The organism is Ruegeria sp. BHSA123 (genome assembly GCF_059613425.1).
On the sequence record NZ_JBXWSL010000005.1, the window covers coordinates 126,300 to 139,565 of the forward strand.

The 13,266-nt window shown below is 57.9% G+C and carries 11 protein-coding genes; 4 read left to right on the top strand and 7 right to left on the bottom strand.

Annotated features, from left to right (window positions below; all coding sequences use genetic code 11):
* The first annotated feature begins 51 nt into the window (after nucleotides 1–51).
* Complete coding sequence (locus AC2FNC_RS04465; protein ID WP_496714699.1) at nucleotides 52–1,140, top strand: CaiB/BaiF CoA transferase family protein; 1,089 nt, start codon at nucleotides 52–54, stop codon at nucleotides 1,138–1,140.
* Between the two features lie 81 nt (nucleotides 1,141–1,221).
* Here AC2FNC_RS04465 and hemE read toward each other — a convergent pair whose 3' ends face one another.
* The gene (gene hemE / locus AC2FNC_RS04470; protein ID WP_496714700.1) at nucleotides 1,222–2,256 is read right to left on the bottom strand and encodes a uroporphyrinogen decarboxylase; all 1,035 of its coding nucleotides are present in this window, start codon (nucleotides 2,254–2,256) and stop codon (nucleotides 1,222–1,224) included.
* A 106-nt stretch (nucleotides 2,257–2,362) separates the two neighbouring features.
* On the opposite strand from hemE, the gene hemC reads away from it, so the two are divergent.
* Entirely contained in the window at nucleotides 2,363–3,328 is a 966-nt protein-coding gene (gene hemC, locus AC2FNC_RS04475; protein ID WP_480554268.1) for a hydroxymethylbilane synthase, read from the top strand.
* 223 nt (nucleotides 3,329–3,551) lie between these two features.
* Here the strand turns inward: hemC and AC2FNC_RS04480 are convergent, their stop codons facing one another.
* Genes AC2FNC_RS04480 through AC2FNC_RS04505 form a run of 6 tightly spaced genes read right to left on the bottom strand, consistent with a single transcriptional unit; the run spans nucleotide 3,552 to nucleotide 11,138 of the window.
* Entirely contained in the window at nucleotides 3,552–4,823 is a 1,272-nt protein-coding gene (locus AC2FNC_RS04480) for an aspartate aminotransferase family protein (protein ID WP_480474913.1), read from the bottom strand.
* Between the two features lies 1 nt (nucleotide 4,824).
* A complete protein-coding gene (locus tag AC2FNC_RS04485; RefSeq protein ID WP_496714701.1) occupies nucleotides 4,825–5,928 on the bottom strand; it encodes a mandelate racemase/muconate lactonizing enzyme family protein in 1,104 nt (367 codons plus the stop codon).
* A complete protein-coding gene (locus tag AC2FNC_RS04490; protein ID WP_496714702.1) occupies nucleotides 5,925–7,031 on the bottom strand; it encodes a mandelate racemase/muconate lactonizing enzyme family protein in 1,107 nt (368 codons plus the stop codon). The genes AC2FNC_RS04485 and AC2FNC_RS04490 overlap by 4 nt, the downstream gene beginning before the upstream one ends.
* Nucleotides 7,028–7,606, bottom strand: coding sequence for a dimethylsulfonioproprionate lyase family protein (locus tag AC2FNC_RS04495; RefSeq protein WP_496714703.1), 579 nt, complete (start codon nucleotides 7,604–7,606; stop codon nucleotides 7,028–7,030). The genes AC2FNC_RS04490 and AC2FNC_RS04495 overlap by 4 nt, the downstream gene beginning before the upstream one ends.
* Nucleotides 7,603–8,685: an alcohol dehydrogenase family protein gene (locus tag AC2FNC_RS04500; protein ID WP_496714704.1), complete on the bottom strand. Its 1,083-nt coding sequence runs from the start codon at nucleotides 8,683–8,685 to the stop codon at nucleotides 7,603–7,605. The genes AC2FNC_RS04495 and AC2FNC_RS04500 overlap by 4 nt, the downstream gene beginning before the upstream one ends.
* The gene (locus AC2FNC_RS04505) at nucleotides 8,685–11,138 is read right to left on the bottom strand and encodes an FAD-dependent oxidoreductase (protein WP_480604622.1); all 2,454 of its coding nucleotides are present in this window, start codon (nucleotides 11,136–11,138) and stop codon (nucleotides 8,685–8,687) included. Before AC2FNC_RS04505 ends, AC2FNC_RS04500 begins: the two co-directional genes overlap by 1 nt.
* A 68-nt stretch (nucleotides 11,139–11,206) precedes the next feature.
* Between AC2FNC_RS04505 and AC2FNC_RS04510 the strand changes: the two genes are divergently transcribed.
* Together AC2FNC_RS04510 and AC2FNC_RS04515 are read left to right on the top strand one after the other, a co-directional pair.
* Nucleotides 11,207–12,094 (top strand): MurR/RpiR family transcriptional regulator, encoded by an 888-nt coding sequence (locus AC2FNC_RS04510; protein ID WP_480518298.1) that lies wholly within the window; start codon nucleotides 11,207–11,209, stop codon nucleotides 12,092–12,094.
* Nucleotides 12,091–13,179, top strand: coding sequence for an aromatic ring-hydroxylating oxygenase subunit alpha (locus AC2FNC_RS04515; RefSeq protein WP_496714705.1), 1,089 nt, complete (start codon nucleotides 12,091–12,093; stop codon nucleotides 13,177–13,179). Before AC2FNC_RS04510 ends, AC2FNC_RS04515 begins: the two co-directional genes overlap by 4 nt.
* Nucleotides 13,180–13,266: the final 87 nt, after the last annotated feature.

The window sequence follows — 13,266 nt, forward strand, 5'->3', positions numbered from 1 at the left end:
CTTGCAATCCCGACACCAGCTAGCAAACTCTGCCGGGAACGGAGGGCCCTGATGCTGAACGGAATACGTGTTGTCGAACTCGAAGGTCTGGGCCCCGGCCCGTTTGGTGCCATGTTACTGGCAGATCTGGGCGCTGACGTGATAACAATCCACCGCAAAGGGGGCGCCGCAACACCGGGTATGCCGGAACGTTCCCTGCTGGACCGCGGCAAAAGATCCATCGCACTTGATCTGAAGGACGCCAATGATTTGGATATCGCGCTTCGCCTAATCGACACAGCCGATACGCTGATCGAAGGATTCCGTCCCGGTGTGATGGAAAAACTGGGGCTCGGCCCGGATGTCTGCCTGACCCGCAATCCAAAACTGGTCTACGGGCGCATGACGGGCTGGGGGCAGGATAGCCCGCTGGCCGACACGGCGGGGCATGACCTGAATTACATCGCCCTGTCCGGTGCGCTCTGGTATGCTTCGCATCCCGGCCATGCACCGCAGACCCCGCCAACGTTGGTAGGTGATATCGGCGGTGGGGCCATGTATCTTGTGGCGGGCATTCTGGCCGGGCTGATCAATGCACAGCGAACTGGCGCAGGTACTGTCGTTGATGCGGCAATCTATGACGGCTCAGCCCATATGATGAACCTGCTTATGACAATGCGCCAAACCGGCAACCTGTCTGAAACCCGGGGTCAAAGCCTGTTGGACGGTCCCCACTGGAGCAGCACCTACGCCTGCGCCTGCGGCGGCTTTATTTCCGTGCAATGCCTCGAACCAAAATTCTATAAGCAGTTTCTGAACTTACTGGGCCTCACAAACGATACCGAGTTTCAGCGGCAATACGACCGTGTTCTGTGGCCTTCGCTTTCACGCCGTCTAACCGACATCTTCGCCAGTCAACCGCGCGACCATTGGGAGGCCCTGTTTCGCGGAACAGATGCCTGCGTTGCTCCTGTCCTCAGCCCGGACGAAGCCCGCTCACACCCGATGAACCGCCATCGCAACAGCTGGCAGGATTTTGACGGCACGTTCCAGGCCGCCGCCGCCCCACGGTTTTCAGGCCATGACTGGACCCCGAAACCCAGCCCCAAGCGCGGCGAGCATACTAATGAGATCCTCGCAGAGCTCGACGGCCTGCGCTGATCCGTACTTCATCTGGCCCAAAATATCCCGGGGGGTGGATTGGCCTCAGGCCAAGAAGGGGGCTGGCCCCCTTTAACCTGCTTACTGCCCGCGTACCGTATCGATCATCAGCCGAACATTCTCAGGATCGGCATCCGGCGTGATCCCATGTCCCAGGTTGAAGATGTGCGGTCCCTTAGAGAACGCCTCGACAATCCGCCGCGTCTCATCCACCAGAGCCTGCCCACCGGTCACCATATGCGACGAGGCCAGGTTTCCCTGTACACAACCATCAATCTGTACATGTCTGGCGGCCCAATCGGGCGACACCGAATTGTCCAGCGCGACGCAATCCACACCCGTCGTCTTGGCAAACCCGACATACCCCTCCCCCGCCTCGCGCGGGAAACCGATCACCGGGATGCCGGGGTGACGCTCCTTGATGGCCTGTGTAATCACACGACACGGTTCCACCGCGTATTTGCGAAACGCGTCACCTTTCAGGGAACCCGCCCAGCTGTCGAAAATCTTGACCACCTCGGCCCCAGCGTCGATCTGAGCTGACAGATACTCAATTGTTGCCTCCGTGATGCGATCCAGAAGCGCCTCGAATAAAGCAGTATCGCTCTCTCGCAGAGCGTGAGCTGGTCCCTGATCGGGTGTTCCACGCCCGGCGATCATGTAGGTCGCGACCGTCCAGGGCGCGCCGGCAAACCCGATCAGCGCGGTCTCAGACGGCAATTCTCGCGACAGGAACCGAACCGTTTCATAAACGGGCGACAATGTCTCATGAATCGCGTCCACCGGCTTCAGCGCTTCAAACTCGGCTTGCCGCGTGATCGTCGACAAACGTGGGCCTTCGCCGGTCACAAACCACAGATCCGCACCCAACGCCTGCGGCACCAGCAGGATATCGGCAAACAGGATCGCAGCGTCAAACCCATAGCGCCGGATTGGCTGCAATGTGACTTCGGCGGCCAGTTCCGGGTTATAGCATAAAGACAGAAAATCCCCGGCCTGGGCACGGGTGGCCCGGTATTCCGGCAGATACCGACCCGCCTGGCGCATCATCCAGATTGGCGGCACATCCTGTACTTCACCCGCCAGCGCCCGCAGCAGCTTCTTTGTCTCGGCCATATTCGCCCCCAATCTTCCGGTTTTGGCAACGGGTCGTCCTTCGGCGGCAATTTGTCAAGCTCAGCCCCCATTGTCAGGGCAATGTGACGCGACTAAAGCTGTGCACATGACTTTGACCCTGCCCACTCCCGCATCGCCCCTCAGAATTGGCACCCGTGGTTCACCGCTGGCTCTGGCTCAGGCCTATGAAACCCGCCAACGCCTGAGCGATGCTTTCGATCTGCCCGAAGCGGCCTTTGAAATCGTCGTGATCAAAACAACCGGCGACAATCGCGCAATGATCGATGCGGATCGTCCCCTGAAGGAAATCGGCAACAAGGGCCTGTTCACCAAGGAAATCGAAGAGGCGATGTTGCGCGCTGAAATCGATATCGCCGTGCATTCAACGAAAGACATGCCTGTTGAACAGCCCGAAGGGCTGGTTCTGGACACATTCCTCCCGCGCGAAGATGTGCGTGACGCTTTCATCTCACCGCGCCTTAACTCAATCCACGATCTGCCCGAAGGGGCCGTTGTGGGCACCTCGTCTTTGCGGCGCCGGGCACAACTGCTGAATCGGCGGCCGGATCTGAAAGTGGTCGAGTTTCGCGGGAACGTGCAGACGCGGCTGAAAAAACTGGAAGCCGGGGTCGCGGATTGCACTTTTCTGGCCATGGCTGGCATTCGCCGTCTGGACATGGACGAGGTTCCAGCCAACGCCATTTCTCCGGATGACATGCTGCCCGCGATTGCACAGGGTACCATTGGCATCGAACGGCGCAGCAACGACATGCGCGCAGCTGAAATGCTTGAAGCGATTCATCACGCGGAAACAGGATGGCGGCTGGCCGCCGAACGCACCTTGCTGGCCGCGCTGGACGGGTCTTGCGAAACTCCGATCGCCGGTCTGGCAGAACTGGACGGAGACAACTTAAGGCTGCGCGGCGAAGTCCTGCGCCCCGATGGATCGGAAACCGTGAACAGAGATGTGACCGGTGCTGTCAAAGACGGGCCGGAAATGGCCCGCGCGATGGCGGCGGAACTGCTGGAACAGGCGGGTCCGGGTTTTTTCGATTGGAAAAAATCAAATTAAATTGAGGCAGTGTGAACTTGATCACTGTGGCTGCCAGGAATCTCAGGCATTAATGTGACATACCGATGAGGAAGTCGGGTCAGTCTCGAAAGTATCGAAAAGTTTTCAGATTGCCGGTGATTTAATCAGTATTCGAGGGGGCGAGGCTGACCCCCGACTTCCAAAGGTAGCGGGTCGCTGTTGAATTCAACGGCGACCCGTTTACGTTGTATACATCCAACCTTCAGGAAATGGCATCAACAGCGTGACGGACAGCGTGGCGGGTCTGTTCCAGATCCGCATCGGTGATCGCCAGCGACGGATAAAGCTTGCCCGGAGACTTGAAGATTCCATGGGCGCGCAGCACCGCATTGTAAGTGGCGTTACGCTGTTGATCATCATGGTTTGCACTGCGATAATCACGGCATTCAGCGTTGGTGAAATAGATGTCAAACAAAGTCTCGTCACCGCAAATCCGATGCGCGATGCCCGCTTCATTCAAGGCGTCCGACTGAATCTGCTGCAAGTGTTTTCCAATTGCGCGCAAACGCTCATACGCGCCGTCACGCCGCAGAATCTCCATCGTCTTCAGACCAGCTGCCGAGGCGACCGGATTCCCCGATAGGGTCCCCAACTGCATCAGCCAACCTTCTTCCCCGACCTTCGATTTATCGAAATGCTTCATGATCTCGACGCTGGCACCGAGCGCAGCCAGAGGGAAGCCACCGCCCGTGATCTTACCCAAAGTGCAGATATCCGGTGTGACCCCGTATCGTTCCTGCGCCCCGCCATAAGCCAGCCGGAATCCGGTGACAATCTCATCAAAGATCAACAGCACACCATGTTGATCACACAGGGCTCGAAGGCCCTGCAAATATCCTGGTATTGGCGGGATAATCCGTTGTAAAGGCTCGACCATAATCGCGGCAACGTCGTCATTTTCATCCAGCAAAGCAGCGACGGCTTCCAGATCGTTAAAGGGCGCGATCAGCATTTGCTCGGCCACGCTGTCGGGGATACCGGCGCTGTCGGGAACTGCCTGCGGGAAATTGACTCTGCGGCTTGGGGCAAGGCTCATCTGCGCCTCGGCGCTCATACCGTGATAACCGCCTTCAAACTTCAGGATCTTGCTGCGCCCGGTATAAGCCCGCGCCAGGCGAATCGCATACATGTCGGCTTCGCCGCCCGACGCGACAAAGCGCACCTGCTCGCAGCAGGGAACGGCGTCGATGATCGCTTCGGCCAGTTCGATGCCCTTGCTGTTGTTTGCAAAAAACGTCATCCCCTTGGGCAGCTGTTCCAATACGGCTTCCATCACCTCGGGGTGGCCATGGCCCAGCAGCATCGGACCCGACCCGATCAGATAATCGACATATTCGTTGCCGTCCTCGTCCCAGACTCGGCTGCCTTCACCACGGGCGATGATGATTTCGGGATCAAAGTTGCCAAACCCCCCGGCGGGCAGAACGTCATTCGCGCGTGCAATCCACTCGGATTGTGTTCGGATTTTCAGCATCTCAGTCGATCTCCATAATTGGGGTGCCGAGAATATCGAGGTCCGGCACAACACCTAAACCCGGACCTTCGGGCGGAGCAATCCGGCCGTTTTCACGAATTGGTGCATCAGGACACAGATGTGGGGCCACGTAAGAAGACAAGTCGCACGTGTTCATCAGAGAACCTTTCGGCGTTGACGCCGCAAAGTGAAGTGAAGCCGCAGTAATAATACCAGACCCCCATGTGCATTCCGCGCATATCTCGGCGCCCAGATGCACGGTCAGATCCCGAGCACGACGCATTGCCGACAATCCGCCGAATTTCGAAAGTTTCAGCGCCACTGCATCCATGCACCCCAGTTCATGCGCACGCATAAGCGAGGCAAGATCAAAGGCACTCTCGTCGATTTTCATCGGAAGACCGGTAGCCTGACGGACAGCGGCACAGTCTTCCAGCGTTTTGCCGGGCTGTTCCAACATCACGTCCAGATGTGCCACCGCACGCCCGGTTCGGGTCGCCTGCAAGCGCGATGCCCCACAATTCCAGTCACCATATACCAACGGCCCGGTTCCCACGGCTTCGCGCACTTTGATCAACCGTTCGGCATCCGCCTGCCAATCTCCCTCGACGCCCAGCTTGACCTGAAACTGGCGGATGCCGGTTTGAAAAGCGGATTTGGCAATGCGCGCCATCTCGTCCGGTGCAATGCAAGTAATTGAATGATAGAGTGGCATATTTGCCTGCGTTCGCCCACCCAACACCGCATAAACCGGCAACCCTGCCGCCTGACCGAACAGGTCCCAAAGCGCGATATCGACGATTGATTTCGCGTATTGATGCCCTTGCAATAGCCCGTCCAGCTTGCGCATTGGGGCGTCTATACCAAAAGGAGTGATCCCGAGGATTTCAGGCCCCATCTCAGCAATGGCTCCCGGCACCCCATCCGCATAGGCCGGCAGGTAATGCGGGATCGGGCAGACCTCACCCCATCCCCTGTGACCGGTATCCGTTTCAAGGCTCAGAATATGGGATTTCACAGTGGCACAAGTCTTGCCGTCAGCCATGTGGTACGTTTCGTGACTTGTCAGATCGACAGACCAGAGCGTTATCTTGTTGATTTTCAAGCGTATACTCCCACTGGATCACCTAATGTGCTTTCATCCGGATGAACGCCAAGTCCAGGCTCTTCTGGCAGGTGCAAGTGGCCATCAACATTCCGAGGCCCACGCCCCCCGGCAATATCGACCGTGATCATGTCCTGACAGGCCCATACTGCAAGGCAGTTGTTATCCGGGATGGTCGCGGCCAGATGCAATGCTTCGGTATCGGCCAGAACCGTACCGCCAGTGGCCATTACGAACATGTCTATCCCATGGGCCAATGCGATATCCCGAATGCGCGCAGCCTTGGTCAGCCCGCCGACGCGGTTCAACTTGATCCCGAAAATCTGAGTCAGACCATCGCGGGCGATAAGGGCCGCATCCTGCAAAGTCACAAGGCTTTCGTCCACTGAAACGGGCGACGAATGAAGCCCCGAGATTGCAGCAATGTCATCCAGCGTCTCACAAGGTTGTTCGAACATGACATTAAGTTCCGCGCAGGTGCTCATCACACGCAACGCTTGCTGACGCGTCCAGCCTCGATTGACATCATAAAGAACGATCTCGCCGGGTCGCCGAATACTCTCGACATCGCGAACACGCGCGATGTCCCGTTCAACGTCACCGCCGATCTTTACGGAATGGGCGATGTAGCCCCGCTGGCGATAACGCTCTATGACCGCGCGCGTTTCGTCGACGGTTTTCGCCCCGACCGAGGACGCAATCGGGCGCGGTGTCCGCGATCCACCCCCCATCAGATCGGCAATCGGCACGCCCGCCGCCTGACCCGCGATATCCCAGCAGGCCATATCAATTGGGCTTTTGGCATAAAGGTGCCCGGGCAAGGCAAGATCCATCGCCCGTTCCACCTCCAAAACCCGTCGCGGATCCAGGCCCAGAATGAACGGCGCCATCGTTTCAATTCCAGCGCGGATACCCGGTCCATGCGCGGGCACATAGGTATGGCCCCATGGGGTCCCTTCACCCCAGCCAACAAACCCCGCATCGGTCTCGATTTTCACGAGTGTCGCGTCAAGGGTTTCGAATTTCAGCCGCCCACCAGACAACCAATATGGATGCTCAAGCGGGAGATCGATGTTATATACAGTGATAGCTTTGATCTTCATGCGATATCCATCCGGGGCAAGTCACCCATGCCTTCACCGCGCCACAGGACATAGGTCAGGATCGGCTGATCTGTGGTGACCATGGCATGACTTTGCCAACTTGCGTGCAAGCGCGTTTGATTGGCACCAATATAAGTTTCGACCCCATCGACCTTGAACAACGCACCTCCGCCAAGAACGAGGTAGAGTTCTTCGGCCTGATGGCTGTGCCAATCGTAATTCAGGCCAGCCCCCCAATACGCGATGTAGCCGCGCAGCAGGGTCGAGTGAAAATGTCCGGTTGGACCGAACAGCTCATAATAGCCGTATCGGTTCAGGAAATCCGCACCAACTTCGTCTTCAGTGTAGGTGTGTTTCCAATGTGCCAGATGCGCCGTCGCTTTGACCGCCGTGATCAGGTCACGGGTTGGCGCGTCTTCAACAAGGTCGAAGGCTGCCACCAGTCTCGTTGCGGGAATGGGTGCGGGATCCAACCCCGTCGGGGTCAGATTACCCGGCCAAGACGCGAACGCAGCCAGATCCGGATGCGCATGGTGCATTTGCCGGGCAGCTTTAAGAACATCGTCAAGCGTCATGGCATCACCACGATGTTGCCGGCGTGCTCTTTCGCAATGAACGCGGCTTGCGCATCTCGGAGATCCTCCAACGGGTATGTCGCGGCAAGCGCTGGCTGGATCTCACCAGCCTCGATGTATGTTACGAGGTTCTTCATGACCTGAGGGTCAATGACGGTCGAACCGGTGAAGGTCAGGTCGCGCAGGTAGAATGTGCGCAGATCAAGTTCGACGATCGGGCCTGCAATTGCGCCCGAACAGTTATAGCGGCCACCCCGTTCCAATATGTCGATCAGGTTCGGCCAGTATGGTCCGCCCACGACATCTGCGACCACACTGATCTTTTCTACGCCCAGCGCCTCGCGCAGGTTCGCAGGAGCGCGTGGCAGAATGACGTCAGGGCCAAGCCTGGCCACGTCCGCGTGTTTGGATTCGGATGCCATCGCGATCACCCGTGCGCCGCGCCGTTTGGCCAGTTGCACAAGCGCACCGCCCACACCGCCGGAAGCACCTGGAACCAAAACCGTATCCTCGCCGGTCACATTGGCACGGGTCAACATGCCTTCGGCGGTGGAGTAAGAGCAGGAAAAAGTTGCCAGTTCAGCATCCGTCAGGTTCGAGGTGATTGCCACAGCATTCACCGCCAGAGTTGTCGCGTATTCGGCAAAACCACCATCCCGTTCCGAGCCGAAATAACCAGTCTTGTCCATATTGTCGGGTTCCACCGGGTCGCGCAGCCAGCCATCCGTGATAACACGCTCACCAATACGCCCCCGGTCAACACCGTCGCCGACGGAAACGATATGCCCGCAGATATCGGCCCCTTGAATTCGCGGAAAGGTGATCGGATTACCGCCCCAGGTGGGATCTTCTTCGCCAACCTCTTCAAACGCACCACCGGTCGTTGCGGCTGAGACCGTCTTAGAGTACCAACCCGACCGCGTGTTGACGTCCGTATTGTTCAGCCCACATGCCGCAACCTTGATCAGCACTTCACCCTCCGCAGGTTCAGGACGCGGCCAGTTATCGTGCCAAACTATCTGCTCTAAACCTCCATGGCCCATCGTGACCATGGCTTTCATTGTGGTGGGCAGGTTCATCAGGCGGTCTCCACTACTGCGTCTATGCGGGGCAGCAGGCTGTCTGGATCGTAGGCGGGCTTATCCAGTACTCGGGCCGGACGCGGCTTGCCGTGAATCACGACCTCCAATTCGGTTCCCGCTTTTGCTGCTTCGGGTTTGATGTATGCAAAGGCCAATATCTTACCGACCGTGTGACCGAACGCGACCGAAGCCGTCGAGCCTATGACACGCCCGTCCAGCATCACCGCCTCGCCTCCATGGCCGTCAATTTCGCCATCCGGCTCGATTTGCAGATAGGCACATATCCATGGCAAATCGGCGTTCAGCGTCTTGTCCCTGCCCAGGTAGTCCTTGCCCGTACGGGCAAAGCGCAGCGCGTCAGCTTCGGCCAGCGTGACCTCGTTGGTCAGCTCACCTGCCCCTTTGAAGCCCTTCTCCATCCGCATCACGTTCATGGCGAAACTGCCATAGTCTGCGATGCCATACGCCTCGCCCGCAGCCCATAGCGCATTGTAGACATCAAGGCAGGCGGCGTTGGGCATATGCAGCTCCCAACCCAGTTCACCCGCATAAGACATGCGAAACGCCCAGAGTTTATGACCGGCAATCGTGACCTCTTGCGCCGACAGCCAGCGGAACCCGGCATTGCTCAGATCGGTATCCGTACAGCGCGCCAGAACTTCGCGTGATCTGGGGCCGTTCAGCGACAAGGCAGACCAATCAGAAGACAGCGCGGTGATCTGCACATCTTCACCCTTGCGCTGATGCGCCAAATGATCAAGCAAACGCTGTTCGAAGAACGCAGCACAGACCAGATAGAAGCGGTCTTCGGCCATGCGGACAATCGTAGTCTCCAACTCAATCCGGCCACGGCGGTTCAGCATATGGGTCAGTGTGATCGAGCCAACCTTTTGCGGCATCCTGTTAGCAGTCAACCGATCCAGCAGAGTATAAGCATCGGGCCCCGATACTTCGACTTTGGTGAAGGCAGTGACATCCATGATCCCGACACGTTCCCGCACGGCTTTGACCTCGGTCGCGACCATATCGTCGGCAGGAGTGCGGCGGAAGGAATAGTGATCGCGTTGTTCCACGCCATCGCGGGCGAACCAGCGGGGGCGTTCGAAGCCATAGACCTCTTCATGTACCGCGCCTTTTGATTTCAACAACTCATACAGTGGCGACGGCTTGATCGGACGCCCTGCAAGTCGATTGAAGTGTGGAAACGGGATTTCGTGACGTAAGCAATAATCTTCCTCGGCCTTGATCACCTGCCAGTCTTTGCTGGCATAGCTGCCAAAGCGGCGCGGATCGAAATCCCGCATCGAGATATCGGCAGCCCCATGCACCATCCAGCGGGCCAGTTCACGGGTCAGACCCGGCCCCCAGCCGATGCCGATCTGCGTCCCGCAACAGCACCAGTAATTTCGCACACCCGGCGCAGGACCGATCAAGGGGTTGCCGTCCGGCGGATGTGATATCGCCCCATGCACATCACGTTGAATGCCCAGTTCGGAAAAAATCGGCATCCGGTTCAGACTTTCCTCAAGCCATGGCATTACCCGGTCATAATCCGCGTCGAACAACCAGTTCTCGTACTCCCAAGGGCAATGATCATGCCAGACCGAGTTCGGATTCTCTTTCTCGTATATTCCGATCAGGCCGCGCTGCTGCTCCATCCGGATATAGCCCGAGACTTTGCGGTCATCGCGGATCACCGGCAGTTCCTTGTCCAAGTTCTGGAATTCGGGCACTGGCTCAGTCACGAAATAATGGTGCGTCATTGACGTCATGGGCAGTTGCAGCCCGGACCATTCGCCCATCTGGCGCGCGTAGGTGCCGCCCGCGTTCACCACATGCTCACAGATGATGGTGCCCTGTTCGGTCTCAACAATCCATTCGCCGTTTGCGCCCTGCGTGATGTTCGTCGCCCGGCAGCTGCGGAAGATGCGCACGCCCTTCTGGCGTGCCCCGGCTGCCATCGCCATGGTCACATTGGTCGGGTCCACATGCCCGTCATCCGGTGTATGCAGCGCGCCCAGAACACCTTCGAGGTTATAAAACGGATGCAGTTCAGCCACCTTCTCGGGACCGACAAGTTCGATATTGAAACCCAGCGACCGGCCCACCGACAGGGTATGGCGCAGCCAATCCATCTCATCCTCGGTATATGCGAGACGGAACGAGCCGCAGCCATGCCATGTGACAGGCTGACCTGTCTCGGCCTCAAGCAGGCCGGAATACAAACTGATGTTGTAATCGACGCATTTGCCCAGACCAAAGCTTGAGGTTGAATGCGTAATCTGCCCTGCCGCATGCCATGTACTGCCGCTGGTCAGCTCGGCCTTTTCCAGCAGAACAGTCTCTTCGCCCCAGCCTTCATGGGCCAGATGGTAGGCCAGACCAACGCCCATGACGCCGCCTCCGACGATGACCACGCGTGCGTGTGACGGCAGTTCATTCCCGGACATGATTTTTCCTCTTCCCGAGTCGCTTTTCTGCTCGACAGGCTAATTCCACATTTGTACCATCGTCAATCATGAATGACACAAATGTATCATCAACTGTTCTGGACCGCCTGACCGAAGAGTGGGACGCCCTGACCCCTGAGGCGCAGAAAGCCGCGCGTTACGTTCTGGAGAACCCTACGGATGTAGGGGTCTCAACCGTGCGCGAAATTGCCGAGGCGGCAAAGGTCAAACCCAACACATTCGTGCGCATGGCACGGCAAGTGGGGTTTGAAGGGTACGAAGATTTTCGCGAACCCTTTCGCGACGCGATCCGAAAAGGGCGCGTGTCGTTTCCAGACCGTGCCAGATGGCTTCAGGACATCGGCAAATCCGGTGAATTGGGCGGCCTGTATGCCGATATGATCGGCGCCGCGATCCGGAATATCGAGGAAACATTTGCAGGGATCGACGCGAACCGCCTGAAATCTGCTGCCGAAGTCATCTGGAATTGTCGCCAGATTTTCACACTCGGCGTGGGCGTCAACAATTCCAACGCGCGCAACTTTACCTATCTGGCTTCGACCGGGATGAAGCAGTTTCATGCAATCCCCCGCCCCGGTTCAACCCCGGTAGACGATCTTGCATGGGCGGATGAACAGGACGTGCTGATTGCGATCACCTGTCATCCCTACCGAACCGAAGTGATCGAGGCGGTCAAACTGGCACGTCAGCAGGGCCTGACTGTCATAGGTATCTCAGACAGCCCGGCCAGCCCTGTGATCCGGAACGCCCATCACGGGTTTGTCGTCGCAGCAGATACGCCGCAGTTTTTCCCATCATCCGTTTCGACCATCGCGCTGCTGGAAACGCTGCTGTCTTTCGTGATCGCGGTATCCAGCGACGAGATCGTCGAACGGGTCGAACGTTTCCATCGTCGCCGCCATCAGCTTGGCATCTATGCGGAGGAACCCGAATGAATGTACCCCTGACCCATTCACTGGACGCGCGCTACTATACGGATCCCGCCATTTTCGAGAAGGAGATACAGGGGCTTTTGGCCCGAACATGGCAGTTCGCAGGCCATGTCGCGCAGGTTCGGGAAACAGGGGATTACTTTGCTTTTGAGATCGCCGGGCAAAACCTGTTCTGCATTCGCGGACGCGATGGCGAAATTCGCACTTTCTATAACGTCTGCCAGCACCGCGCGCACGAAATGGTCTCGGGCGCAGGAAACACCCGCGTCGTCGTCTGCCCTTACCACGCGTGGACTTACGAGTTGTCCGGCCAGCTGCGCGCGGGTCCAAATATCAAATCCGTCCCCGGATTTGACCGCAGTGCAATCTGCCTGACGGCGGTCCGGACCGAAATCTTCAATGGGTTCATCTTCGTCAATCTCGACGAAAACGCAGCCCCGATGGATGACTGGTATCCCGGAGTGCGGCAGGAAATCCGTACATTTGTCCCACATATCGACGAGCTTGAGCCGCTGGAATGGGTCGAGATCCCTGAACACTGCAACTGGAAGGTCAGCGTCGAGAATTATTCGGAATGCTATCACTGCCCGACCAACCACCCGACTTTTGCTGAAGGTGTCGTCAAGCCCGAAACCTACGACATCCAACCCGATGCAGGCGGCGGTTTCGTGCTGCGCCACACGACCGAATGTCAAAGTCTCGACAAGATGACTTACCCTATCGACTTGTCGGTGCCTCATGCGGGCGAATACCAATCGTGGTTCCTGTGGCCTATGTTTTCGTTCCAGTGCTACCCGGGCAATGTGCTGAACACATATCACTGGCGCGCAAGTGACACGGATCACTGCACCGTCTGGCGCGGTTGGTACACCGAAGGTGGTTCGGAAAGCGCGGTGATCCTGCAACTGGCCGTTCAAGACAGGGAAACAACGGTCGAAGAAGACATCCGGCTTGTGGAATCCGTGCATCGCGGCCTCAGATCGCGCGGTTACCGCCCCGGCCCGCTGGTGCTGGATCCGGGTTGCGGTGTGATGTCTGAACACTCAATCGCGAAGTTGCAACAATGGATGCGCGAGGCCGTGGAATGAAACCCGCCCCAGGCAGACATAACCTGTTTGCCCTGCCCTTGAGCGGATAGATCAACCACGCTGATGCCCAAGGAATGGCACCTTTGC

Coding starts and splice junctions, on each gene's coding strand:
- AC2FNC_RS04465 (WP_496714699.1), top strand. CDS start 52: ATGCTGAACGGAATACGTGTTGTCGAACTCGAAGGTCTGGGCCCCGGC.
- hemE (WP_496714700.1), bottom strand. CDS start 2,256: ATGGCCGAGACAAAGAAGCTGCTGCGGGCGCTGGCGGGTGAAGTACAG.
- hemC (WP_480554268.1), top strand. CDS start 2,363: ATGACTTTGACCCTGCCCACTCCCGCATCGCCCCTCAGAATTGGCACC.
- AC2FNC_RS04480 (WP_480474913.1), bottom strand. CDS start 4,823: ATGCTGAAAATCCGAACACAATCCGAGTGGATTGCACGCGCGAATGAC.
- AC2FNC_RS04490 (WP_496714702.1), bottom strand. CDS start 7,031: ATGAAGATCAAAGCTATCACTGTATATAACATCGATCTCCCGCTTGAG.
- AC2FNC_RS04495 (WP_496714703.1), bottom strand. CDS start 7,606: ATGACGCTTGACGATGTTCTTAAAGCTGCCCGGCAAATGCACCATGCG.
- AC2FNC_RS04500 (WP_496714704.1), bottom strand. CDS start 8,685: ATGAACCTGCCCACCACAATGAAAGCCATGGTCACGATGGGCCATGGA.
- AC2FNC_RS04505 (WP_480604622.1), bottom strand. CDS start 11,138: ATGTCCGGGAATGAACTGCCGTCACACGCACGCGTGGTCATCGTCGGA.
- AC2FNC_RS04510 (WP_480518298.1), top strand. CDS start 11,207: ATGAATGACACAAATGTATCATCAACTGTTCTGGACCGCCTGACCGAA.
- AC2FNC_RS04515 (WP_496714705.1), top strand. CDS start 12,091: ATGAATGTACCCCTGACCCATTCACTGGACGCGCGCTACTATACGGAT.